Below are 26007 nucleotides of genomic sequence, written 5' to 3'. Positions count from 1 at the left end.
CATGAAAAAACTTTACTTTACACTTCTATTTTTAGTTTTTGGCTTTTTGGTTTCGGCTCAGACTTCTACCGAAGTTGGTGTCACCGAAGGACAATTATCTGTTTCTTTATCGGGAGCTGCCAATTATACCATTCCTATTGCTGTTCCTCCTGGAATTAATGGAGTTGTTCCTCAAATTAGTTTGGTTTACAATAGTCAGGGCGGGAATGGTTTGGCTGGATATGGTTGGAATATTTCAGGAGTTTCTACTATAAGCAGAATTCCGTCCACGAACTTTCATGACGGAGTTATTGATCCTGTCGATTTTAATGTTTTAGATCGTTTCGCCCTTGATGGCCAGCGCCTGATTGTTAAAAACGGAACCTCAGGAGTTTATGGAGCAAATGGGACTCAATACGAAACGGAGAGCTTCTCTAATATCAAAATAACATCTTACGGAGTGAATCCCGACGGAGCTAAGTTTGGGCCTTCTTATTTTATTGTAGAATATCCTGATGGTTCAAAAGCGTATTATGGTAATTCTGCAGATTCCCGATCTATAACAGATTGGGCAATTACATATTGGGAAAATCCGCAAAGTGTGAGAATTAGTTATGCTTATTCTTTAGTTAATAACAGTTTAGATATTGCTTCCATAAAATATGGATCAAAATCAGCAGGAACCCCGATTAACGAAATCAAATTTGAGTATAGTAATAGAAAAAGAGTTCAGCAAATTTATGTTGGTGGATTAAGTATTACGAAAAGAAAAATTTTAAATAAAATTAAAGTTATTGGAAACAGTATTGGCTTTAGGAATTATGTATTAGGATACGATGAAACTACTTTAGACTATCAGAGATTAACTACTATTACCGAAAAAAATGGTGATGAGTCCAAAAGTTATAACCCTACAATTTTTGAATATGAAAAGTCTGGCGTGACAACAATAGCTACTCCAAATATAACAACTATTGGAATGAGTAATATCAACTCTGATACTGCAGCTACTATTTCAGGGGATTTTGACGGAGATGGAAAGATGGATTTTATATTATATCCAACAAAAGGAGATCAGGTAAAGCAAAAATTTTGGCTTTTTACAGATATTAAAAATACTTCGAGAAATATCCCCAAAGAAACTTTGACAGGGGCTTTTGAAGAATTGTTTCCATCAACTTTTTTAATTAATAATAAGATTTCAGATTCTCAAGGGATTACTGCTGTACAGAAGGCAACAGATTCAAAAGCAATAAATTTTAATACTTATTATAATTCTTCCTATGGTGCTGCTGTTTTAAATAAAAAACAAATTGTTTTTCCTGTTAGGAATGTTGCTAATTGCGCTTATGGGAGGCCTAGTTTAGAAGACCAATCACAGGAAAAGAAATATTATAGTGGTGATTTTAATGGAGATGGATTAACCGATGTGATAGCCATAGATAAGGAAGTACCTGAAAGAGACTCATCTTGTAAAATAATTAGATATTTATCTCCAGGTAAAGTTTATTTTGTAGATCTTGACTCAAGGAAAACGAGTAATTTCTGGAGTGAAGCTGGTACTATGTTAGACTATGTGCTTATTAGAGATCAGTTTTCAGACAATGACCAAATTGAAACTTTTGATGTAAATGGCGACGGCAAAACTGATATTCTTCATTTTAAATCTGGAAGTGTAACTGTTTACACACTAGATAGTAATAACAAACTAACATTGTTGTGGAAAATGACAGATCCAAACATTGTTACAAATTTATCTATACTCCCGGGAGATTATAATGGTGATGGAAAAATGGATTTCATTATCCCTAAAAGTGCCGGACTAACTGCTTATGACTATTTTAAATTTACATCAACAGGTGTTGGGTTTGAAAAAACCACTCAATCATACTCTTTTCCTAATGCCGGCACGGGAACTATAGTTGAAAGTGGCGGTGGAGTATCTGTTAATGCTCTTATTCCTCTAGATTTTAATGGTGACGGAAAGACAGATATTGTGCACTTTAGATCTATTTATGGAAATACTTCAAAATTAGGAGCTATAATAATAAGATCATTTAACAATACAGATACCACTTTTAGTTTTTTTTCTGAATCTACAATTGATCCTACGCTAAATATTAAGAGTTACGCTATTCCTGTCTTTTTATCTCCCAATCAAAACAATCAATATGCAGAAGTCGGAGCAATAACTGATAACCTAATATACACTTTTGATTCTCAAAAAGACACAAGCAAGGAAACGTTAATTAATACTATAACGACGGGTAATGGTGTAAAAGAAATAATTACATACAATCCACTGAAACAAGATCAGTACGAACCTTTTTACACACCAACTAGTTTTACGGAAATATATCCGAATATTGATATTACAGTTGCCCCTAATTTTAAAATTGTAACTAAAGTCGAAAAACAAAGCTCATCAGATTATAGTAAACAATTGTTTTTTTATAGCGGTGCGGTTTCCAATGCTGACGGAATAGGTTTTTTAGGTTTTAGATCAATGGTACGAACCAACTGGCATGATCTTGATAGTAACATGATTTCGAGTGTTACCAGAAACGACATGACTTTAAGAGGGGCTAACATAGAGAATTATTCTGTATTAGGGCTTGGAACTGCTTTAAGACCTAATTCGATTCAAACTGAAAGTAATATTATTAAAGAGAAAAGCTATACAGTTACAGGCTCAGATAATTTAGTGGCAACGCAAAGCATCACATTAAAACCTGATACCTGGATTAAGCCGGGTAGTACTTTTTCGGCAAAAATAAATGAAGAGGCTAATAATTCACCAAATACCCCTGTAGATTTTATTACAAAATCCAGATTAACATATGAAAGTGAACTTTTGCCAAATAAAGTATTTAAACTTAAAAATACGATTACAAAGCAACTTAATACTTTAGACAATACAGGCACGGAAACTTATACGGATTTTGATGCAAACAATAATCCGTTAAAGTCTGTTACCTATTTAAAAGAGGCTGGAGCTACAGTTCAAACAACAGTTTCTAATGTAAGTTATGATGCAGCAACATTAACTCCGTATGTACTGGGAAGACCATCGGGTAAAACTCAAAGTGTTGCAATTGCAGGTGATGTTATGACATCTGAAGAGTTATACTTTTATGAAAATAGTTTACTTACCAAAATTAAAAAGAAAGGAACCAATACAGATTATATTACAGAAGATAATGTTTACGATGCTTTTGGTAATATTCTTAAAAAGACGATAACTGCATCAGGACTCTCACCAAGAATTACCAGTTATGAATATGATCCTTCGGGGCGATTTTTGACAAAAAGTACAGATATAGAAGGATTGTCAACATCTTTCGTTTATAATTATTCAAATGGAACGTTAGAATCTGAAACAAATCCTTACGGATTAAAGACTTCTTATTTATATGATTCATGGTTTAAGAAAGAATTTACGATAGATTATTTAGGAAAAAAGAATGCTTATGTCTATACTAAAAAAGGTTTTAGATCAATTGTAACATCAACTGCAGATGATGGAAGTGTAACGGAGGAAACATTTGATGATTTAGGAAGAAAGTTAAAAACGGGAACTAAAAACATAAATGGCATTTTTTCATATGTAGAATACCTATACGATATTCACAGCCGAATTGGTAAAGTGAGTGAACCTTATTTTGGTACACAGGCAACGCAATGGAACGAAACTAACTTTGATGTTTACGGCAGAGTAATTAAAAATATTTCTTTTACAGGAAAAGTGACGGATATTAGTTATTCTGGACTTACCACGATAGTGAACGACGGAACAAAATCAAAAACGTCGACCAAAAATGCAATAGGAAATATTATCTCGATGACAGATACTCCGGGAGGAACAATTAGGTATTCCTATTTTGCAAACGGAAACTTAAAAGAATCTGATTATAATGGAGTAAAAACTACCATTTCGCAAGATGGCTGGGGAAGAAAAACAAAACTGGTAGATTCATCTGCAGGAACCTATACTTATGTGTATAATGGTTTTGGAGAAACAACAAGTACAACGACTCCTAACGGAACAACCAACTATGTTTTGGATGCAGTTGGCAAAGTAACCCAAAAAACAATTTCGGGTACGAATACAAATTCCAAAACAACTTATTCTTACGATCCTTCAAGCAAATTAATTACCAGCAGTAAGTTTGAAGACTTAGCTAGTGGAGCAAATACAATATTTAATTCATTTACTTATGATGCGTCAAAAAGAATTAGCAAAACAGTAGAAACAACACCTTATGCGGTATTTACTAAAGATTTTACTTATGATGGTTTTGGTCGTGCAGATACTGAAACATCAACAGCAGCTACAGGCGGGAAATCCAGTAGTAAAGTCATAAAAAATACATATAGTAATGGATCGCACTGGCAAATAGTAGATAACAATACAAATGAAATATTGTGGCAAACCAATACTGTAAATGCAAGAGGACAACTTACTAGCGCACAAAATGGACCGACAACAATAACAAATTTATATGATACTTATGGTTTAGCCTCTCAGTTTAAATATGACAAAACATCTGGCTCAATTAATATTTTGACTTTAAGTACTGTTTTTGATGCCCAGAAAGGCAATTTAACAAGCAGGACAAATAGTTTGTTTAACAGAGACGAAAATTTTAAATATGATGCTCAAGATCGTTTAACAGAATTTACAAATGTTCAAGGCATACAAGAAAAACAATTGTATGATGATCAGGGTAGAATTACAGAAAACATTTTAGGAAAGTACACCTACTCAAACGAAAAACCATATCAAAACGCATCGATAACCGTTACGCCTGAGGCATTATCGTATTATACCACAAAGCCAACACAAATTATAACCTATAATGCCTTTAAAAGCCCGGTACTTATTGATGAAACAGGAATAGACAAAATAAGTTTTGAATACAACGATAATAACAGTCGTACTGCCATGTTTTATGGAGGCTTGCAGGATGATAAATTAGAAAGGCCTTTACGAAAATACTATTCTGCCGACGGCAGTATGGAAATTAAGGAAAATAAAACAACAGGTGTGTATGAATTTGTCACCTACATTGGCGGAGATGGCTACTCTGCACCAATTGTATTAAAAAGCAACGGAATAACACAAGAATATTTATATTTACAAAGAGATTATCAGGGTTCTATCATTGCTATAACAAACCAGATAGGAACAGTTGTAGAAAAACGATTGTTTGATGCCTGGGGAGCAATAGTAAGCGTGCAGGACGGAGCAGGAAATGTACTGGCAGGATTAACTGTTTTAGATCGAGGGTATACCGGTCACGAACATTTACAAAGTGTTGGTCTTATAAACATGAATGGCCGTATTTATGATCCTAAACTGCATCGTTTTTTACAACCGGATAATAATATTCAGGATTTTTATAATACTCAAAACTTTAATAGATATGGTTATGTTTTAAATAATCCATTGCGTTATACAGATCCTAGCGGAGAGTTTTGGCATATTGTTATTGGGGCAGTAATTGGCGGTGTTGTAAATTGGGGAACTCACGGTTTTAGAATGGATATGGAAGGTTTAAAAGCCTTTGGCATTGGTGCAGGAGCAGGAGCTCTTGGAGCCGCGACGGGAGGAGCCGCATTTGGTCTGGCAGGTGGAGCTGCTGCCGGAACTGGAGGTTTTGCAGCAGGGGCATTTAGTGGCGGTGTAGGTGCTATGTATTCCTCAATGTTTTTAAGTTTAGGAAATAATGCTGCATTTGGCGATCCTTTAATGTCAGGAAAGGACTTTGTTAAAGGAATTGCTATTGGTGCAGTTACAGGAGGCATACTTAACGGTGTTACAGCATTGGCGAATGGCAAAACATTCCTGACAGGAAGTAAGCCAATTGCAGTACAACCAGTAACTTTGCCTGAAGTAGCAGGATTAGCTGAGACGAAAAGTGGGGCACAAATAAAAACAGATGCAAAACTGCCTAGTACAGTTGAGACAAGCGCGAAACCAACAACGCAGACCAATACAACAGGCAAAGCTACCCTAACAAAAAATGTAGATGGCAGTTATAAAATCGAGGGGCTTGAGTATCATCCAAGAGTTGAAGAAGCTACAGATCTTTATCACAATTTTCCGCAATCGTTTGACGAACATATAATTCAAAACGGTGCATGGGCTCAGCGAATTAAAGATGGTGCTAATTGGTTTGAATTGAAAGGTACAATAAATGGAGTTAATGGAACTTATCAAATAGGGATTAATGAGTCAAATGTTATTTTTCATAAAAGTTTTATCCCTTTAAAATAAAAAGATGGAAATAAAAGATAAAGAAGGAAATGAAAGAATTAAACTAAGTAATTTTAAAAAATTATTTAGAGAAGATCCAATTTTTATAAATGTTTCGGTAGAAATAAATATGAATATTGCAAATGCAAAAGAAGAGATAATTATAGAGCTTACGGATTTTGATGAGTTTTTAAAAAATTTAAAGAAGCTTAATGAAACACTAAAATATACTTTTTATTTTCAGCATAACGATGAGCAAATGCAAATTAAATTTGAGGCAGAAAATTCAGGTAATATTAATGTGACAGGATTTTTAAAAGATAATCAATATCTAAATTCATTGAATTTTTCTTTTGAAATGCCTTCAACAGAAATATTAGTTCTAATAAAACAAGGAAAGAATATAATGAAAAGAATATGTAGCGGGGAGCAGTAATTCCCTCTTGGGGAGTTGGAGGTGCTTATGCAGGGACTTATGGAGTTTTGGCTGGGATTGTAATAGATAGTGGATTTTAGGGCTTAGAATATTCATATAATATTATTGTGCTACAAGTCCAATCAAGTTATAATAGTTTTGTAAATAATTATATTCTGTTTCTTATAATGCCCCTGCTGGCGCGAGCATCTTGCTCGTGAACGTAAAAGAAGTTAAGTTTGTTCTAGATGAAATAATTAAACGGATATAAAATGTAAAGAATTGTTGTTTAGGAAATGAACTGATTGATTTTGATTGCGTTTACGAGTAAGATGCTCGCGCCAGTGAGGAGCCACACGAAAGGATTCGTGCGGTAGTGGAGGAAATGGTTTAATGCTGGCAGAGATAAATCTATATTTGCTTAAGAAAATAGAAGAAATCCTACTTTATATGATCGAATGGGTAAAGAAAAGCATAAACAGTCTTTGTAAATTGAGATATTACAAAAAGAAAATGAAGGTATTAGAACTATTTTCGAAAGATTATCTAAAATTGAACAAAAAACTAAAATAAATAAATACATGAAAAGAACATTCCTTTTTTTTACAATACTCTTTTACGCGTCTTCTTACAGTCAAACTTTTGATGGTAATTTGGGGACTAAAAGTTTGAATTGGGCTCAGAATCAAAAAGATTTTACTAGTTCTCCACGAGTTGGTATAGATCCTATGTCCATAAAACTTTGGGATAATTATAATAGTGCAAATTCACCTTCTCAATATGGTTCATTGTTAGAAATAAATGGAAGAGTGAATCATTTAGTTTCTCAGCTTTATTTTGTTGGTACAGGAGCTGACAACGACAGGATAAAGTACAGAACGGCATTTTATGGTCAAAATAACTGGACTGATTGGCGTAACATATTAGATTCAAAAAATGATGTTGAATCTATAGGTAATCTAAAAATTGAAGGGAATGGTTATATAGGTGGAAATTTTTCAGTTGGAAATAATCACGGTGTTAAACTGGCAGTAGGGAATTCTACATGGATAAGTACTTCGATAATTGAAACTGGTTATACTGATGCTTTAGGAGATTTTACAGATTTAAAAGTTGCAAGTTATCGTGATAGTTATGGTTTTATTCGAATCTTGAAAAATGGAAATGTTGGCATTGGCACAACAAACCCAACTTCAAAACTCACAGTTGCCGGAAACATTCATGCACAAGAAGTAAAAGTAACAATTAATGCAGGATCAGTTCCTGATTATGTTTTTGCAAATGATTATAAATTAAAATCATTACAGGAAGTTGAAGAATATATTAAGCAAAATAGTCATTTACCCGAAATCCCATCTGCAACGGAAATAGAGAAAAATGGATTAATGCTGGCAGAAATGAATTTGAGTTTGCTTAAGAAGATTGAAGAATTGACGCTTTACATGATTGAAATGAAAAAGGAAATTGAAATATTAAAAAAAAATAAGAGCTAATTATGAAAATACTCTGCGTGATATTCGTTATTGCATCTATTAATGCATTTTCTCAAAGTGGAAGTAATGGTTTCACTTACAATGGTCTTGCTGATGTGAATTTTAGATTTATAGAAAGGGGATCTGGTGGAAGAGCATTTGTGCATGATATTTATAATGTTTTATCATTAAATTATAATGAGGATTTTACTGGTGGAACACGAATTGGTAAAGAAGTTTATTTTAAAGATGGAGGGAATTCTTTTATTGCATCTGGAAATTTTGGTATTGGTACTTCTGCACCTGATGCAAGATTAACTGTATATGGTGTTTCCAGATTTTATCCAAAAAGAATTGGTACAGGAGATGGAAGAAATATTTCAATAGATTATGTTTTTACTAATCCTGATTTTATAAACAATCTTTACCCTGTTGTTTTAGCTACCGGAGGAGGAAATCAACCTTTAATTTTAGATGCTGCAAGAGTCGGCATTGGCACCACAAATCCAGATTCAAAACTTACAGTTGCCGGAAACATTCATGCACAGGAAGTAAAAGTAACCATTAATGCAGGATCAGTTCCTGATTATGTTTTTGCGAATGATTATAAACTAAAATCATTACAGGAAGTTGAAGAATATATTAAGGAAAATAGTCATTTACCCGAAATACCATCAGCCGGGGAAATAGAAAATAGCGGTTTAATGTTGGCAGAAATGAATTTGAATTTACTTAAGAAAGTTGAAGAATTAACGCTTTATATAATTGAACAAAATAAACGAATTGAAAAATTAGAAAAAGAAAAAAGATAAACTACTATGAAATTTTTTAACTATATAAAATGAAAGTAAATAAATTTTTAATTGCAATTGTACTTGGGGTATTAGGTGTAATAACTGTAAATGCACAAACTTTAAATCCAACTTTTACTATAACCGCACCAGGTGCAGCTGATTCTTTTCGTGGAGGATATACATTTTCGTATATAGCAGCAGGAACTCCATGGAATGGAGCGTTAATAAGTTTCGGAGGAGCTGGAAACAATTATGATTGCCAAATAAGCTCTGATTATCAAAAAACCGAATTTCCTTTAGAACCAGAAATGGAGATTATAGTAATTCTTGGAATCCATGGAATGAATTAGTAACGACATTGGGAGACAATAACTTTAGCGGAAATCAAAATATCGCAGGATCTGTAGGTATATCTACATCGGTATTAACTTCTCCATTGACAGTAGGGGAATTTCATGGGGTAAAATTATCAGTGGGTGGAACAACATGGGCAAGTAACAAAATTCTTTACACAAGTTGGATTTCGGGAATTGGAGATTTTACTGAAATAAATGTTGTAGGTAAATATGCAAATAATGCTTCTATAAGATTAATTGAAAACGGTAACGTGGGTATTGGTGCAGATAATCCCGATTCTAAACTTACAGTTGCTGGAAACATTCATGCAAGAGAAGTAAAAGTAACAGTTAATGCAGGATCAGTTCCCGATTATGTTTTTGCGAATGATTATAAACTAAAATCATTACAGGAAGTTGAAGATTACATTAAGCAAAATAGTCATTTACCGGAAATTCCATCTGCAACGGAAATAGAGAAAAATGGATTAATGCTGGCAGAAATGAATTTGACGTTGCTTAAGAAGATTGAAGAGTTGACGCTTTATATGATTGAAATGAAAAAGGAAATTGAACTTTTAAAAAGCGATAAAAAATAATTATGAAAAATATTGTCACCTTTATCTTCATTATTGCATCCTTCAATGCATTCTCTCAAATTAACTCCCCAAATGGAAGTAATATTTTTAGTTACAATGGTCTCGCTGATGTGACTTTTAGGTTTACAGATAGAGGGTCAGGGGGAAGGGCTTTTGTTCATGCAGACTCCAATGTTTTGGCTTTAAATTTTGAAAATGATTTTAGTGGAGGAACAAGAATTGGTAATGATGTGTATTTTAAAGATAGAGGAAATTCTTTTATTGCTTCTGGAAATTTTGGTATTGGTACCACTAATCCTTTGGCAAAACTTGAAGTAAGGAATGGGAATATAATTGTGAGAAACTTTGAAAATAGGCTTAATGAATCAGCAATTATGATTGCGCATTCTATTAGTATTGGGGAGTATGATACCTTTGGAACTTCTGTTAGAACTTTTACCGAAAGTGCTGATGCAAATACTTATGCGCTGCAGTTTTTTACTCAGCAATCTCATCAAACAGGTCAAACTGAAAAATTGCGAATTCAAGGAAATGGCAACGTCGGCATCGGCACAACGAAACCAGATTCAAAACTTACAGTTGCCGGAAACATTCATGCACAGGAAGTAAAAGTAACCATTAATGCAGGATCAGTTCCTGATTATGTTTTTGCGAATGATTATAAACTAAAATCATTACAGGAAGTCGAAGATTACATCAAACAAAATAGTCATTTACCGGAAATTCCATCGGCAACGGAAATAGAAAAGAACGGATTAATGCTGGCAGAAATGAATTTAAGCCTGCTTAAGAAAATAGAGGAAATGACCCTTTATATGATAGAACAAAATAAGAAAATTGAAAAACAAATCCTGCAAATTGAACAGATAAAGAAAGAAAATGAATCTTTTAAAACTGTTTTCGAAAGACTATCTAAAATTGAACAAAAATTAAAATAACAGATGCATAAAAAAAACGAGACTAGTAAAATAATTATAGTACTGGCAATTGTATTGTTTAATGCAACAAACATGGTAGCGCAAACTTTAAACCCAACTTACAGTATAGCGACACCTGATGAAGCAGATACTTTTAAAGGAGGCTATACTTTTTCATATGCGACTGCAGGGACGCCATGGAATGGTGCATTAATAAGTTTTGGAGGTTTTGCCAATAGGTATGATTGTCAGATTAATGCCGATTACGGCCCAAATGGGGGTAATCGAATTTCTTTTAGAACCAGAAATGGGGATGGAGTTGGGAATTGGAATTCATGGAATGAATTAGCGACCCGAAGCTCAAATACTTTCGATGGAAATCAGGTGATTAATGGGAATATTGGAATAGGTGTATCCTCACCATCGGCTTTTTTAGAAATTTATTCTCCAATTTTGGCACAAGGAAAATATGACACACAAAAGTGGTCGACCAGAGACGTTAATTATAATCTTAAATTACAAACTATTTGGGATAATAATGGAATTAACCAGGAATTTGTACAGCGTTATAATGGTATAGATTATGCTGCTCTCTCTTTTTATTGTGGAAATATTGGGGTAGGTGTTTCAAAGCCAGATTCAAAGCTTACAGTTGCCGGAAACATTCACGCACAAGAAGTAAAAGTAACAATTAATGCAGGATCCGTTCCTGATTATGTTTTTGCTAATGATTATAAATTAAAATCATTACAGGAAGTCGAAGATTACATCAAACAAAATAGTCATTTACCTGAAATTCCATCGGCTACAGAAATAGAGAAAAACGGATTAATGCTGGCAGAAATGAATTTAAGCCTGCTTAAGAAAATGGAAGAAATGACACTCTACATGATCGAACAAAATAAGCAAATCATCGATTTAAAAAACCGATTAGAAAAAGTTGAATCAACTTCAGTAAAATAATAAAAAAACTATAATGTTAAAAAGCGAGATTTTATATCTCGCTTTTTTTATTTGTCAAATATTTTTCTACAACGTTGTATTTTTATTAAATCCTCATATTTTCTCTTAATTTTTATATGTATGCATAGTAATTAATATTTCAAAAGAGATCTTCTTGCTGTTAGTTTAACAAAACAGAATACAGAAAAGTTAAAATACAGGCAAAAAACATGTGTAATATTAATTTTTTTTAACGTTTTTTTATTAATATCAAAATTATTTGTATTTTGGTAACATAAACTAACAAAAAACCTAAACCAATGAGAGTGTATTTGCTAATTATGTTGTTTTTCTGCGGAATTTCCTTTGCGCAGAATACAGTTACCGGTTCCGTAACCGACAGTAACAAACAATCTATTCCTGGTGCCAATATTAATGTAGTGGGAAGTTCGAGTGGAGCTTCAACCGATTTTGATGGTTCCTTTAAATTGAATACTTCTGCTAAACCACCTTTTGTAATTAAAGTTTCGGCAGTAGGATTTGAAACAAAAACAATCAATATTACATCATTAAATCAAAATGTCAGTGTAGTTTTAAAAGATGAAGAAACTAAATTAGATGAAATTGTAGTTTCTGCTTCAAGAACTCCTGAACGTGTAATCGAATCTCCTGTTACGATTGAAAGAATGGGAATTCAGGAAATTAAAAACACCACAGCAGCTACTTTTTATGACGGTTTAGAGAATTTAAAAGAAGTAAATTTTAATACAAGCAGTATTTCTTTTAAATCAATAAATACCCGAGGTTTTGCTACAGTGGCAAATACTCGTTTTATGCAATTAGTCGACGGAATGGATAATTCATCACCAGCCTTAAACTTTGTATTAGGAAACTTAATTGGTGTTTCTGATATTGATGTGGCAAGTGTAGAACTTTTGCCAGGAGCATCTTCTGCATTATACGGAGCAAATGCTTTTAACGGTATTATGTTTATGACTAGTAAAAGTCCTTTTGCTAATGAAGGAATAAGTGTTTATTATAAATACGGACAAACAAGTCAGGACGCTGCCGGAACAAATGATTATAATGATTTTGGAATCAGGGCGGCAAAAGCATTTACTAAACATTTTGCTTTGAAAGCGAATTTCACTTACATGGAGGCTTCCGAGTGGATCGCAGCAGATACGAGAAGTATGACAGGCGGTTCTGTTGGACATGCAATGAATCAAAATTATGATGGATTAAATATATATGGAGATGAGGTTACAACTTTTATCCCGAATGTAGGGCAGGTAAGCAGAACCGGATACCGCGAGCAGGACTTAACTGATAACAAAGTTACAAGTATGAAGGCCGATTTTAGCGCTCACATCAAGCGTTTTGCAGATGATACTGAAATTATATTGCAATATAAAATCGGTACAGGAAGTACAATTTATCAGGGAGCAAACAGATATGCTTTGAAAGATTTCTTAATGCAACAGGGTAAATTTGAAATAAAAGGAAAGAACTTTTTTGGAAGAGTTTATTTTACAAGTGAAGATGCTGGAAATTCTTATGATATGAGATTTGCCGGATGGAATGTAAACAGATTAGCAAAATCAGATAAAAACTGGTTTACAGATTATGGAACAGCATTTCAATTATCATCAGCGGTACTTGGTTTTAATGCAAATGATGCTGCTAATTATGCAAGAAATTTTGCTGATTACAATGTTGCGCCAGGTTTAGGATTAACTCCAAATATTGATCCCCTTAATCCAAGTGCTCCAAGATCAGCAAGATTTGAGCCGGGTTCTGCACAATTTAATAATGCGCTTACTACTGTAACTTCTAATCCTGATTTAACTCAGGGAGCAAAATTTATTGATCATTCAAAATTATATCATTCAGATATAAATTATAATTTCAGAGATCTTATCAAATTTGCAGAAATTCAGGTTGGTGGTTCTTGGAGAAAATATATAATGGATTCAGAAGGAACAATCTTTACAGATTACGATGGTCCGATCGATTATAAAGAATATGGTGCATATGCACAATTGCAAAAAAAATGGATGGACGACAGATTGAAATTTACAGGATCTGTACGTTACGATAAAAGCCAGAATTTTGACGGTAATGTTTCGCCAAGAATTTCATTTGTATATTCTGCAGGTGAATCAAAAAGACATAATTTCAGAGTATCCTATCAAACAGGTTTCCGTAACCCAACTACTCAGGATCAATATATTGGTTTAGATTTAGGACCTTTTGCATTAATTGGTTCTGCAGCTGATAATTTAGATCGTTTTCAGGAAACTCAGCCTGTAAGTCTTGCCGGTCAGGCTTTACCAGGTAATGGGGCAACAGTTGATTTATCAGGTCGCAGTGCTTATGAAAACTCTTATACGTTAGCTTCTGTTCAGGCATTTGCGGCATCTGCAAATCCAGCAGATCTTAAAGTAGCAAATCCTAGATTAGTAAAACCAGAAGAAGTACAGGCTTTTGAAGTAGGGTATCGTACAGTGGTTCAAAACGACTTGTCTATTGATATCAATGGATACTACAATATTTACAACGATTTTATGAATACCTCGAGAGTAATTACTCCTTATTATGGAACAGCAGGATCAGATCCTACAGATCCTAATGTTCAGTTAAGTTATGCTGCTTTGGCTTTTGGTGACAGAAGAGTTTATCAGGTCTATACCAATACTACTGCTCAAATTACATCATTAGGTTTTGGAGTTGGTTTATCTAAAAAAGTATATAAAGACTTTGAATTAGGAGTTAATTATAATTATGCTCAATTTGATTTTGATCAAACAGAAGATCCAAGTTTTGTTGCAGGATTTAATACTCCGAAACATAGAATTAAAGGTTCTTTTGGAAATGCAAAAGTGGCTAAGAACTTAGGTTTTAATGTGAATGTAAGATGGAATACAGAATATTTGTGGCAATCTTCTTTTGGAGACGGAATGATTCCGGAAAACACAGTGCTTGATGCTCAGATTAATTACGGTATTCCAAAATTAAAATCTGTTATTAAAGTTGGAGCAACAAATCTTTTCGGGAAAGATTACCTTCAGGTAGTTGGTGCAGGTATGGTAGGTCAGATGTGGTTTGCTTCATGGATAATCAATCCTTAAAACGAAAATGATTATTTGATCAAAAAGATTTTCTTTCTTTTTACGGCTTACTAATAAGAAAGAGCTAATAATTTAAAAGTTAATAACATGAAAAAAAATATAAAATGGCTATTATTGGTTTCTTTGACCTTTATGGCAGCTTGTAATAATGACGATGATAACAATACTCCCGAAGAAGTTCCTGTAACTCCCGGTTCGGCAGTTTTTACAAAATATGTAGCGCTTGGAGATTCTTTTGCTGCAGGATATAGTGATAATTCATTGTTCAAGAAAGGACAGGAAAATGGATATGCCAATATATTATCTCAGCAATTTGCAGCAGCAGGCGGTGGTACTTTTACGATACCGTATGCAAATGATAATATTGGAGGATTATTGTTTGGAGGTCAGGTAAATCCGGCTTTCGGACCACGTTTGTACTTTAACGGAACCGCACCACTTCCTGTATCTGGCGTGCCAACGACCGAAGTTATGACACATCTTACAGGTACTTTTAATAATTTAGGAGTTCCTGGTGCTAAAAGCTTTCACTTAGTAGCAAACGGTTATGGTAATCCGGCAGGTTTGGCAATTGGGGCAGCGAATCCTTATTTTGTTCGATTTGCAAGTTCACCTTCAACTTCAGTTTTGGCAGATGCATTAATTCAGACACCGACATTTTTCTCTTTGTTTATTGGAGGAAATGATGTCCTGAGTTATGCTACTTCTGGCGGAGTTGGAAAAGATCAGACAGGAAATCCAAATCCGGCAACTTACGGTAGCAATGATATTACAGATCCTGCTGTTTTTGCAAATGTATATTCTTCTATGGCAACTGCTTTAACTGCAAATGGAGCAAAAGGAGTAGTGGCAAATTTACCTTATATCACGGCTTTGCCTTATTTTACAACAGTTCCTTACAATCCGCTTACGGCTAAATCAATTGGACTTAATAATGAAGAAGTAGGGAAAGCTACCATAAAAGCACTTAATACACAATTATACGGTCCGTTAAAACAAGTGCTTACTGCATTGGGAGCCGGAGACAGAATTAATTTATTATCTGAAACTGCTTCAAATCCGGTATTGATAAAAGATGAAAGCTTACCAAATTTAGCAACTCAATTAGCTCAGGCATTTGCGCCAACTTTAGGAGCGCAAACTGCGGGTTTTTATGGTGCTGTTTTTGGACAGGCGAGACAAGCTACAGCTGCAGATCTTGTAGTGCTGCCAGTACGAACTGTGATTGGTACAGTGCCTAGTGCTGCTGACTCGGGAATTGGTATGATTCCGCCTGCCCCATTAGATAAATTCGGAATCACATTTCCATTACAGGATAAACACGTTCTTATTCCAACAGAAAGTGCTGAAATTAAGAAAGCAACAGATGCTTACAATACCACAATTTCTGCAGTTGCAACCGAAAAAGGTTTGGCATTTGTTGATACAAGAGCGGTTTTAACGCAATTGGCAAGTACAGGAATCAAATTTGGAAATTTCAGTTTAACGTCAGCCTATGTTACCGGCGGTGCTTTTTCATTAGACGGAATTCACCCAAGCGCAAGGGGTTATGCATTAATTTCTAATATTTTCGTAGATGCCATTAATGCAAAATACGGTTCAACTTTACGCCATGTAGATTTGAGCGCATATCCAAGTCAATATCCTAAATCATTATAAAAAACCATTTTTTTTCTAAAAAGCCACTCGTTTTTAAAATGTAGTGGCTTTTTTTAATTGTGAAAAAAATTGCCATTTTAGATATTTCAGGCCTCACTTTTAGGAATCAAACAAAATCATGGTATTTTTTATGAAAAAAAAATTGATTTTATATTTTAAAAAATTATCTTTGCGCTCTGAAAAAAGAGGTATTTTCGATAAACCTAAATAGCTATTTAATAAATACATAAGTAATGTCAAAAGTAATAGGAAAAGTTGCTCAAATCATTGGACCAGTAGTTGACGTAGTTTTCAACGGTAAGGATGTTGAACTTCCAAAAATTTATGATTCACTAGAAATCACTAAAAAAGACGGAACATTGTTAGTTCTAGAAGTGCAATCTCACATTGGAGAAAACACTGTTCGTACCATTTCTATGGACTCTACAGACGGTTTGTCAAGAGGATATGAAGTAGTTGGAACAGGAAATCCAATCCAAATGCCAATCGGTCCAGATGTATATGGAAGATTATTTAATGTAATTGGAGATGCAATTGATGGTTTAGGAAACTTGCCAAAAACAGGAGAAAATGGTTTGTCTATCCACAGATCAGCTCCTAAATTCGAAGATCTATCAACTTCATCAGAAGTTTTATTCACAGGTATTAAAGTAATCGATTTAATAGAGCCTTATGCAAAAGGAGGTAAAATTGGATTGTTTGGTGGTGCAGGTGTTGGTAAAACAGTATTGATTCAGGAGTTGATCAACAATATTGCAAAAGGTCACGGTGGACTTTCTGTATTCGCAGGAGTAGGAGAAAGAACACGTGAAGGAAATGACTTGCTTCGTGAGATGTTAGAGTCAGGAATTATTAAATACGGTGATGATTTCATGCACTCTATGGAAAATGGAGGATGGGATTTATCTAAAGTAGATATGCCAGGAATGAGAGAGTCTAAAGCTACTTTCGTTTTCGGACAAATGAATGAGCCTCCTGGAGCTCGTGCACGTGTGGCACTTTCAGGATTATCTATCGCAGAGTACTTCCGTGATGGAGCAGGAACTGATCAAGGTAAAGACGTATTGTTTTTCGTTGATAACATCTTCCGTTTTACACAAGCAGGTTCTGAAGTATCAGCACTTTTAGGTCGTATGCCTTCTGCAGTAGGATACCAACCAACTTTGGCAACAGAGATGGGAGCTATGCAAGAGCGTATTACATCTACAAACAAAGGATCTATTACATCTGTACAAGCGGTTTATGTTCCTGCGGATGACTTAACTGACCCTGCACCGGCAACAACTTTCGCCCACTTAGATGCTACAACTGTATTGTCTCGTAAAATTGCTGAGTTAGGTATTTATCCAGCGGTTGACCCGTTAGATTCTACTTCAAGAATTTTGACTCCTCAAATTTTAGGAAATGAGCACTATGACTGTGCACAAAGAGTAAAAGAAATTCTTCAAAAATACAAACAATTGCAAGATATTATTGCGATCTTAGGTATGGAAGAATTATCAGAAGAAGATAAATTATCAGTATCAAGAGCACGTCGTGTTCAACGTTTCTTGTCTCAGCCTTTCCACGTAGCGGAACAATTTACAGGTATTCCTGGAGTATTGGTTGACATTAAAGATACTATCAAAGGATTTAACATGATTATCGACGGTGAGTTAGATCATTTACCTGAAGCAGCTTTCAACTTGAAAGGTTCTATTCAGGATGCTATCGAAGCTGGAGAAAAAATGTTAGCTGAAGCTTAATATAATTATGATTTATGAGTTATAAATTATGAGTTTCAACTCACTTATAACTCATAACTTATAACTCATAACTAAAAAAAGATGATTTTAGAAATAGTATCACCAGAAGCAAAATTATTTTCAGGAGAAGTAACTTCAGTTACATTGCCTGGAGTTGATGGAAGCTTTCAAATATTGAATAATCACGCTCCTATTGTTTCTATTCTGGAAAAAGGAACTGTAAAAATTACAGCTCCAAAGTTTAATTTTTCTAAAGAGGTAGCGAGCAAATTCACGAAAGTAAACGAACAGACCTATACATTAGAGATCAATTCAGGTACAATCGAGATGAAAGACAATAAAGTAATTGTTTTAGCAGACTAAAACAGTTTCAAAATAAATGAAAAAGCCATTCGCCGCGGTGAATGGCTTTTTTTTATTTTTAGCAAATGGAAGAAAAAATAGATTTCGAAGTTTCGATTTTTGAAAAGAAAAGAAGTTGGTACGAATTGGCTTTGGCAGCTGTGTTATTCAGCATTTTTATTTATTTACTGATATATGTGATATATAGTTGTTGTTTTGATACTTCTGTTGTTATAATTACCAAACGTTTACGAGGTTTAATTATAATAGGAGGCTTTTGTATTGCTTATGGCTTAAAATTTTCCATGACAAAAAACATGCTAATAGATTTGGATACAAGCATAATAGTTTCCAGATATGTTGTTGGGCCATTTTCATACGATGTTAATTCAAAAGTAACAGAATTTGAATATGTTTCTTTCTTTAAAAATAAGTTGGATTGTTATGGAACTAATCTTTGGTATGTCAAAAACAAACATTATAAAATGTATGATTTTAACAACAAAGAAGCAGCTTATCAATTTGCACTTGACATTTCCAATAAATTAAATATCGATCTACTTGACGCTACCGAAAAAGGAAACTTCGTCTGGATAGAAAAAGAAAATCTAAAATAAATAAAAGCCAGACAATTACGAATCGCTTTTATTTTTTACTTTTGAAGTATTAAAATCTCTTTATAAAATATTGATCATTATAAAAGTTCAGTAAGCTTTTATTATTTCGTTTTATCGCGTTGATAAAGCGTGATTTATTTATGTCAAATTTTATAAAGAAACTATATGAAAAATATAAAAAAAGTTGCCGTTCTTGGAGGCGGTGGCAGAACTGGAAAATATCTTGTAAACCAGTTATTAAAAGAAGGATTTAGCATAAAACTTTTGTTGCGACATCCTGAAGATTTTACAATTCAAAATCCAAATATCGAAATTATTAAAGGCGACGCGATTAATTCTAAAAGTATTCAGTTATTACTTGAAGATTGTGATGCCGTTATTAGTACAATCGGTCAGCGTCAGGGCGAACCTTTGGTAGCAAGTTCTGCTACAATAAATGTTTTGAAATCGATGAATGATTTTGGAATAAAACGCTACATTTTATTGGCAGGACTTAATATTGATACACCTTTTGATAATAAAAGTACCAAAACTATTTTGGCTACAGAATGGATGAAAACCAATTTTCCGGTAATTCAGGAAGATCGTCAAAAAACGTATGACCTTTTGGTGAATAGCAATGTAGACTGGACATTAGTTCGCGTTCCGTTTATTGAATTTACAGATGTTAATTCAACCATAATAGTTGATTTGGAAGATTGTCCCAGTGATAAAATCAATGCTGGAGATATTGCAAGTTTTATGGTTGGCCAAATTACAGATGATGAATTCATTAGAAAATCACCATTTATAACCAATTAATAGGCTTTAAAATAAACAGCGGGTGATATCAAACCCGCTGTTTAATATCATTTTCATAACTTTGCTTTTATGAAATTACCTCAAAACCTTATACAGAAATTAGAAATCCGAAAGGAGAATAACTCACTAAGAAAGTTGCCAAGCTTTAATAATCTTGTCGATTTTTCTTCTAATGATTATATTGGTTTTTCAAAATCAGAAAGCATTTTCAAACAAACGCATCATTATTTGATTGAAAATGAAATATTGCAAAATGGCGCAACAGGTTCTCGATTGATTTCTGGAAATCATGATGCATACCAAAACACAGAAATTTTTATAGCGCAATTTCATGACGCAGAATCGGCTCTAATTTTCAATTCGGGTTACGATGCCAATGTTGGCTTTTTTGGCGCTATACCGCAAAGAAATGATGTTATATTGTACGATGAATTAAGTCACGCTTCAATCAGGGACGGAATTACAATGTCGAATGCCAAATCGTATAAATTCAATCACAATGATTTTGAAGATTTAGAACGATTGATACAAAAGTTTCCCGAAACTAATATTTATATTGTTACAGAAACCGTTTTTTCGATGGATGGTGATAGTCCGAATCTGGAAGAATTGGTTTTACTTTCAGAAAAATACAATTGTTATTTAATTGTTGATGAAGCGCATACGTTGGGCGTTTTTGGAGATAAAGGTGAAGGTTTAATGCAGTATTTGAATCTGCACAATCGCATCTTTGCCAGAATAATGACTTTCGGAAAAGGATTAGGCTGTCACGGGGCAGCAGTTTTGGGAAGTTCTGATCTTAAAGAATATCTGGTCAATTTTGCCCGAAGTTTTATTTATACAACTGGATTATCCCCACATTCCGTAATTACAATTCTCACTGCTTATCAACATCTGGAAATCGAAAAAGCAAATATTGAAAAATTGCGCCAGAACATTGTGTTTTTTAATCAGCAGAAAAATTTATTAGGATTAAAGCCAATGTTTGTTCGAAGCAAATCAGCTATTCAATCGGCAATAGTTCCGGGTAACCAAAATGTAAAACAATTGGCTCAAGAGCTTCAGGATAAAGGTTTTGATGTAAAGCCAATATTGTCTCCAACTGTTCCGGAAGGTCAGGAACGTTTGCGTTTTTGCATTCACAGCTATAATTCAGAAGAAGAAATTAATCAGATCTTAGAATTGTTAGGAAATTTCGTATTTTAGCCCGCCGATTAAACGGATTAAGCAGGTTTGCACGGATGATTATGACTGATTTACTATATAAAGAAATTTCTAAACCTATTTCAAAAATAAATTAGTTGGCGAGTTTTATGCTGATTTATTGGTTGAAGACGCAATAATTCTTGAACTCAAGTCTTGTGAGTGTTTAGTAAATGCACATGTAGCTCAATTAATGAATTACTTAAAATCCACAAAAATTGAAGTTGGATTAGTGCTTAATTTTGGAGAAATCCCAGATTTTAAACGCTTAGTTTATACAAATAACAGAAAGCATAATTTGAAGAATCTCTCGGAATGAACATTTAGGAAGTTGATGTTTTTAGTTTAATAATTGTGATAACGAAAATGCAAAAGGAAATCAAAAAGATTTGAGACGAATTAAAAGAAGAATAGAAAAAATAGAACCCATCGTAATGATGGGTTTATTGTTTATTGGTATTTTTGTGGAATAACTCAAGTACAAAACAGATCGAACTGATTTATACAAATTATCTAGTTGGGTTTGTACAAATTAAAAAATAAATCCGCGATAATCGGCTCAATCTGTGTCATCCGCGGTCTATTAATTATGAAAATATTTATTACAGGTATTTCTACCGATGTTGGAAAAACCATAACTTCGGCAATTGTTGTTGAAGCCCTCGAAGCAGATTATTGGAAACCTGTTCAGGCAGGAGATTTAGATAATTCGGATAGTCACAAAGTAAAAAGCCTATTAAGTTGTCATACTGAGCGAAGTCGAAGTACCAAGTCCCAATTCTATCCCAATTCTTATCAATTAAATACGCCCGCAAGTCCGCATTTGGCTGCAGAAATTGATGGAATTACAATTGATTTAAAAAAAATTCAGGAACCAAAAACAGATAATCATTTGGTTATTGAAGGGGCAGGAGGAATTTTTGTTCCGTTAAACGAAGAAGATTCAATTATTGATTTAATTCAGCCCGATTATAAAGTCATTGTAGTTTCAAGACATTATCTGGGAAGCATCAATCATACATTGTTGACCATTGAAGCCATTCGAAATCGAGGATTTGAAGTCGCAGGAATTATCTTTAGCGGAAGCGAAAATAAATCAACAGAAAGTTTAATTCTGAATAAAACCAAGATAAAATTTATTGGTAGAATTGATGAAGAACCGTATTTCGACCAAAATGTAATTCGCGAATATGCCGATTTATTCCGTGACAATCTTCTAAATTTATAGAACAAAGAATATAGAATAAAGAAAATAGACTTTCCTATCTTTGTCAAAATTATAGAAGTCTAGTCTTTTCTCTATACTCTCTACTCTATTTTCTAAATACCATGACTTTAACAGAAAAAGACAGCCAATATCTTTGGCATCCTTATACACAACACAAAACAGCACAAACTCCAATCGCAATTTCAAGAGGCGAAGGAGCATTGCTTTGGGATGAAAACAATAAAGAATATATTGATGCAATCGCTTCGTGGTGGGTAAATCCTTTTGGGCATAGTAATAAATTTATTGCAGATGCGATCTATAAACAATTGACTACTCTGGAACATGTTTTATTTGGCGGTTTTACACATGAACCGGCGATAAAAGTGGCAGAAAAACTAATGGAGATTTTGCCTAAAAATCAACAGAAAGTATTCTTTTCAGATAATGGTTCAACGGCTGTTGAGGTTGCGATTAAAGTAGCTTTGCAATATTTTTTTAATAAAAGCGAAAAGCGAACCACGATAATTGCTTTTGAAAATGCCTTTCACGGTGATACTTTTGCGGCAATGGCGGCAAGCGGCATTTCATTTTATACGCAGGCATTTCAAGGAATGTTTATTGATGTTGTGAGAATTCCGGTTCCGGTAAAAGGGCAGGAGCAAGCTAGTTTTGATACTTTGACAAATGTAATTAAAACTCATAATTGTGCCGGATTCATCTTCGAACCTTTGGTGCAGGGAGCAGCCGGAATGGTTATGTATGAGCCGGAAGCATTAGCAAAATTAATTCAGATTTGTAAAGAGAATAATGTTTTGACTATTGCCGATGAAGTAATGACAGGCTTTGGTAAAACCGGAAAAACTTTTGCGATGGATTATGTTGATGAAAATCCAGACATGATTTGTTTGTCGAAAGCTTTGACAGGAGGAACAATCCCGATGGCTATTACAACTTTTACTCAGGAAGTTTTTGATGCTTTTTATGATGATGATATTAATAAGGCATTATTTCACGGACATACTTTTACGGCAAATCCAACGGGTTGTGCCGCAGCTTTGGCAAGTATTGATTTATTGCAAACTACAGAAATGCAATCTAATATTGAGAGAATAAATGCGAGTCATTTGAGATTTCAAAAGAAAATTGAAAATCACGCAAAAGTTGTAACTGTCAGAACTTTGGGGGTTATTTTTGCAGTTGAAATTAAATCAGATTCAGAAGAAAGTTATTACGGCTCAATGCGTAACAAACTGTATAATTTCTTTATTGAAAAAGGAGTTATTTTACGTCCGGTTGGAAATATAGTATACATTCTTCCACCATATATTATGACAGACGAACAGCTTCAAAAAGTTTACAAAACAATTGAGGAAGCCATTGAAATGGTGTAATTTTGCCCACAGATGGCACGGATTAAACAGGTTTCACCGGTTTTAATAAATTACCAGCGTAAATCAGTTTAATCCGTGTCATCCGTGGTCCATTTTTTTTACTAAATAAAATATTTTGAATACACAAAAAATCTCCATAACAGCTTTTTCTTCTATTTCTCCGTTAGGAAATAATACTGATGCTGTTTGGAAAAAATATGTTGATAATCAACACTGTTTTTCGAAACAATTTTTAGATCAACAAGAAACTTCTGTTGCCGCTCTCGATCAGGAGTCAAAGCAAATTGTTGCTGAAGTCCGCGAATCAGATATTAAATATAAATTTCTGGATGATTCTGTATTGTTTGCTTTAACGGCTTCACGAAAAGCTGTTGAACAGGCAGGCTGGAGTTCGAATGATGTTTTTGGAATTAATATTGGTTCTTCACGTGGAGCGACAGATCTATTCGAGAAACATTATAAAGAATATCTAGATAGCGGAAAAGCACAAACTTTAGCGTCGCCAACAACTACTTTAGGAAATATTTCATCCTGGATTGCTCACGATTTACAAAGTGTAGGTCCGGAAATTTCACACTCTATTACGTGTTCTACAGCGCTTCATGCAGTATTGAATGGAGTTGCATGGCTGAAATCCGGCATGGCCGATAAATTTTTGGTAGGAGGAAGTGAAGCTCCGCTGACTGATTTTACGATTGCTCAAATGCGTGCTCTAAAAATATATTCGCGTATTGATCAGGAAAAAGAACTTTGGCCAAATCTGGCTTTTGATTTTGAGAAAACACAAAACACCATGATTTTGGGTGAAGGTGCTGCAGTTTGCTGTTTAGAAGCTGGAGAAAAAGAAAATGCAATTGCTTATATTACCGGAGTTGGTTATGCAACTGAGATTTTAGAGCATAATATTTCAATTTCTGCAGAAGCAGATTGTTTTCAAAAGTCTATGAAAATGGCTTTAAAAGATGAAAGTTTAGAGGATATTGATGCAATTGTAATGCATGCACCGGGAACAATAAAAGGAGATTTAACTGAGTTGCGTGCGATAGAAAAAGTATTTGGAGAGAATTTACCTTTATTAACAACGAATAAATGGAAAATAGGACACACTTTTGGTGCTTCGGGAATATTGAGTTTAGAGTTAGCTCTTTTAATGATGAAAAATAATACTTTTATAGAAGTACCTTTTTCAGCAAAACAGAATCACACGAAAACAATAAAAAAGGTTTTAATTAATGCTGTTGGTTTTGGTGGAAATGCTGTTAGCATTTTGATTGAAAAAGCATAGTATTTGAATTGAATTTTAGCCATAAAAAAAATCCATTCCGTTTTGCGGAATGGATTTTTTATTTAAGATTGCCACTTTTAATTAAAAATAATCTTTTTAGTTGCAGTAAAGTCATTCTCAAGAGTAACTTTTACAAGCAGTACCTGATTGGATGATTGCAGGTTTTGTATCTGCAGCTCTGTTGTGCCTGCTTTCTTCTTGCTGTAAAGCAGTTTTCCTGAGATATCGAAAACCGTTACCTCTTTTATGTTTTCTGTTGAAGAAGTTACCTTGATGGTTTTGTCTTTTACAGAAACCAGAAGTCCGTTTTCAACATTTTCAAAATCTCCCGTTCCAAGTGTTTTGTTGGTATAACGCAATACCAAGCGATCAGTGAAAGTTCCTTTCTCGGTAGTAAAGGTATAATCGCTTTTTGTCAAATCGTGTATTACCCCGGTTTTCTTGTCTTCCAGATAAATGGCATGGCTGCTCAAATCACCATCGGTCTTATCAATAGAAATCGTAAAATCTCCGGTTATCGTTGTATTGTATCCCAAAGGAACCTGATCTGCATCTGTAAAAGGCAGGGCACGTCCCTGGATTACATAATTGTTTCCGTTGTCAATACTATAGAAGTCAACATACGGATTGGCATTAAAACTCACGCCGTCGTATCGGTCTTCATATTCATTGGTTGCCCCTTGCACGTAACCTACCAGCATTTGCTTGAAAACTCCCTTTGTATTGGTCATATTCAGCCATACGCGGTGCGCATCAGTAGTTTCTTTTGATGCTGATTTGAAAAACTGTGTGTTATCGGCAGCTCCAAGTCGCATATCATTGTTAAAGGTCACTGTTCCGCCAGCTTTGGACGTTGCAAAGAAGGATTGTCCGGCGCCTATGAATCCCGATGGTTCCTCGTTGTTACTTCC

Annotated in this window: 19 protein-coding genes and 1 pseudogene; 19 read left to right on the top strand and 1 reads right to left on the bottom strand. The window is 34.2% G+C overall.

Translation table 11 applies throughout. From position 1 onward, the window contains the following. Window position 1 precedes the first annotated feature (1 nt). From BUE22_RS06670 to BUE22_RS06575, 19 genes and pseudogenes are all read left to right on the top strand, one after another. A complete protein-coding gene (locus tag BUE22_RS06670; RefSeq protein WP_073394312.1) occupies window positions 2-6259 on the top strand; it encodes an FG-GAP-like repeat-containing protein in 6258 nt (2085 codons plus the stop codon). Between the two features lie 4 nt (window positions 6260-6263). Beyond that, window positions 6264-6674, top strand: coding sequence for a WapI family immunity protein (locus tag BUE22_RS06665; RefSeq protein WP_073394311.1), 411 nt, complete (start codon window positions 6264-6266; stop codon window positions 6672-6674). Between the two features lie 560 nt (window positions 6675-7234). Beyond that, window positions 7235-8146, top strand: coding sequence for a tail fiber protein (locus tag BUE22_RS06655; RefSeq protein ID WP_073394309.1), 912 nt, complete (start codon window positions 7235-7237; stop codon window positions 8144-8146). Between the two features lie 2 nt (window positions 8147-8148). Continuing rightward, a complete protein-coding gene (locus tag BUE22_RS06650) occupies window positions 8149-8937 on the top strand; it encodes a tail fiber protein (protein WP_073394308.1) in 789 nt (262 codons plus the stop codon). A gap of 29 nt (window positions 8938-8966) precedes the next feature. Continuing rightward, on the top strand, window positions 8967-9269 hold the full coding sequence (locus BUE22_RS06645) for a hypothetical protein (RefSeq protein ID WP_073394307.1): 303 nt from the start codon (window positions 8967-8969) through the stop codon (window positions 9267-9269). 8 nt (window positions 9270-9277) lie between these two features. Beyond that, window positions 9278-9853 carry a tail fiber protein gene (locus tag BUE22_RS06640; protein WP_073394306.1) on the top strand — a complete coding sequence of 192 codons (576 nt, stop codon included), beginning with the start codon at window positions 9278-9280 and terminating at the stop codon, window positions 9851-9853. A gap of 2 nt (window positions 9854-9855) precedes the next feature. Continuing rightward, window positions 9856-10791 carry a tail fiber protein gene (locus BUE22_RS06635; RefSeq protein WP_073394305.1) on the top strand — a complete coding sequence of 312 codons (936 nt, stop codon included), beginning with the start codon at window positions 9856-9858 and terminating at the stop codon, window positions 10789-10791. Window positions 10792-10794: 3 nt separating this feature from the next. Continuing rightward, window positions 10795-11733: a tail fiber protein gene (locus BUE22_RS06630; RefSeq protein WP_073394304.1), complete on the top strand. Its 939-nt coding sequence runs from the start codon at window positions 10795-10797 to the stop codon at window positions 11731-11733. A gap of 299 nt (window positions 11734-12032) precedes the next feature. Further along, the gene (locus BUE22_RS06625; protein ID WP_073394303.1) at window positions 12033-14843 is read left to right on the top strand and encodes a carboxypeptidase-like regulatory domain-containing protein; all 2811 of its coding nucleotides are present in this window, start codon (window positions 12033-12035) and stop codon (window positions 14841-14843) included. Window positions 14844-14930: 87 nt separating this feature from the next. Next, window positions 14931-16502: an SGNH/GDSL hydrolase family protein gene (locus BUE22_RS06620; RefSeq protein WP_073394302.1), complete on the top strand. Its 1572-nt coding sequence runs from the start codon at window positions 14931-14933 to the stop codon at window positions 16500-16502. 233 nt (window positions 16503-16735) lie between these two features. After that, window positions 16736-18247 carry a F0F1 ATP synthase subunit beta gene (gene atpD, locus BUE22_RS06615; RefSeq protein WP_042563499.1) on the top strand — a complete coding sequence of 504 codons (1512 nt, stop codon included), beginning with the start codon at window positions 16736-16738 and terminating at the stop codon, window positions 18245-18247. 81 nt (window positions 18248-18328) lie between these two features. Beyond that, window positions 18329-18610, top strand: a complete 282-nt coding sequence (locus BUE22_RS06610; RefSeq protein ID WP_073394301.1) for a F0F1 ATP synthase subunit delta/epsilon — start codon at window positions 18329-18331, stop codon at window positions 18608-18610. A gap of 65 nt (window positions 18611-18675) precedes the next feature. Beyond that, window positions 18676-19206: a hypothetical protein gene (locus tag BUE22_RS06605; protein ID WP_073394300.1), complete on the top strand. Its 531-nt coding sequence runs from the start codon at window positions 18676-18678 to the stop codon at window positions 19204-19206. 165 nt (window positions 19207-19371) lie between these two features. Then, window positions 19372-20007, top strand: coding sequence for an NAD(P)-dependent oxidoreductase (locus BUE22_RS06600; protein ID WP_073394299.1), 636 nt, complete (start codon window positions 19372-19374; stop codon window positions 20005-20007). Window positions 20008-20076: 69 nt separating this feature from the next. Beyond that, a complete protein-coding gene (locus tag BUE22_RS06595; protein ID WP_073394298.1) occupies window positions 20077-21213 on the top strand; it encodes an aminotransferase class I/II-fold pyridoxal phosphate-dependent enzyme in 1137 nt (378 codons plus the stop codon). A gap of 88 nt (window positions 21214-21301) precedes the next feature. Then, window positions 21302-21529 (top strand): annotated as a pseudogene (locus BUE22_RS06590) (GxxExxY protein); the annotation flags it as partial. Between the two features lie 270 nt (window positions 21530-21799). Next, window positions 21800-22438, top strand: coding sequence for a dethiobiotin synthase (gene bioD / locus BUE22_RS06585; RefSeq protein WP_073394297.1), 639 nt, complete (start codon window positions 21800-21802; stop codon window positions 22436-22438). Window positions 22439-22539: 101 nt separating this feature from the next. Then, the gene (bioA, locus tag BUE22_RS06580; RefSeq protein WP_073394296.1) at window positions 22540-23811 is read left to right on the top strand and encodes an adenosylmethionine--8-amino-7-oxononanoate transaminase; all 1272 of its coding nucleotides are present in this window, start codon (window positions 22540-22542) and stop codon (window positions 23809-23811) included. Between the two features lie 115 nt (window positions 23812-23926). Next, window positions 23927-25096, top strand: a complete 1170-nt coding sequence (locus tag BUE22_RS06575) for a beta-ketoacyl synthase N-terminal-like domain-containing protein (protein ID WP_073394295.1) — start codon at window positions 23927-23929, stop codon at window positions 25094-25096. Window positions 25097-25173: 77 nt separating this feature from the next. Here the strand turns inward: BUE22_RS06575 and BUE22_RS06570 are convergent. After that, window positions 25174-26007, bottom strand: an 834-nt coding sequence (locus BUE22_RS06570; RefSeq protein ID WP_143165853.1) for a T9SS sorting signal type C domain-containing protein, incomplete at its 5' end; no start/stop codon positions are given.

Origin of the sequence: Flavobacterium pectinovorum (genome assembly GCF_900142715.1) — a bacterium.
Lineage (GTDB): Bacteria > Bacteroidota > Bacteroidia > Flavobacteriales > Flavobacteriaceae > Flavobacterium > Flavobacterium pectinovorum.
This window is presented reverse-complemented; position numbering and strand designations above follow the sequence as displayed.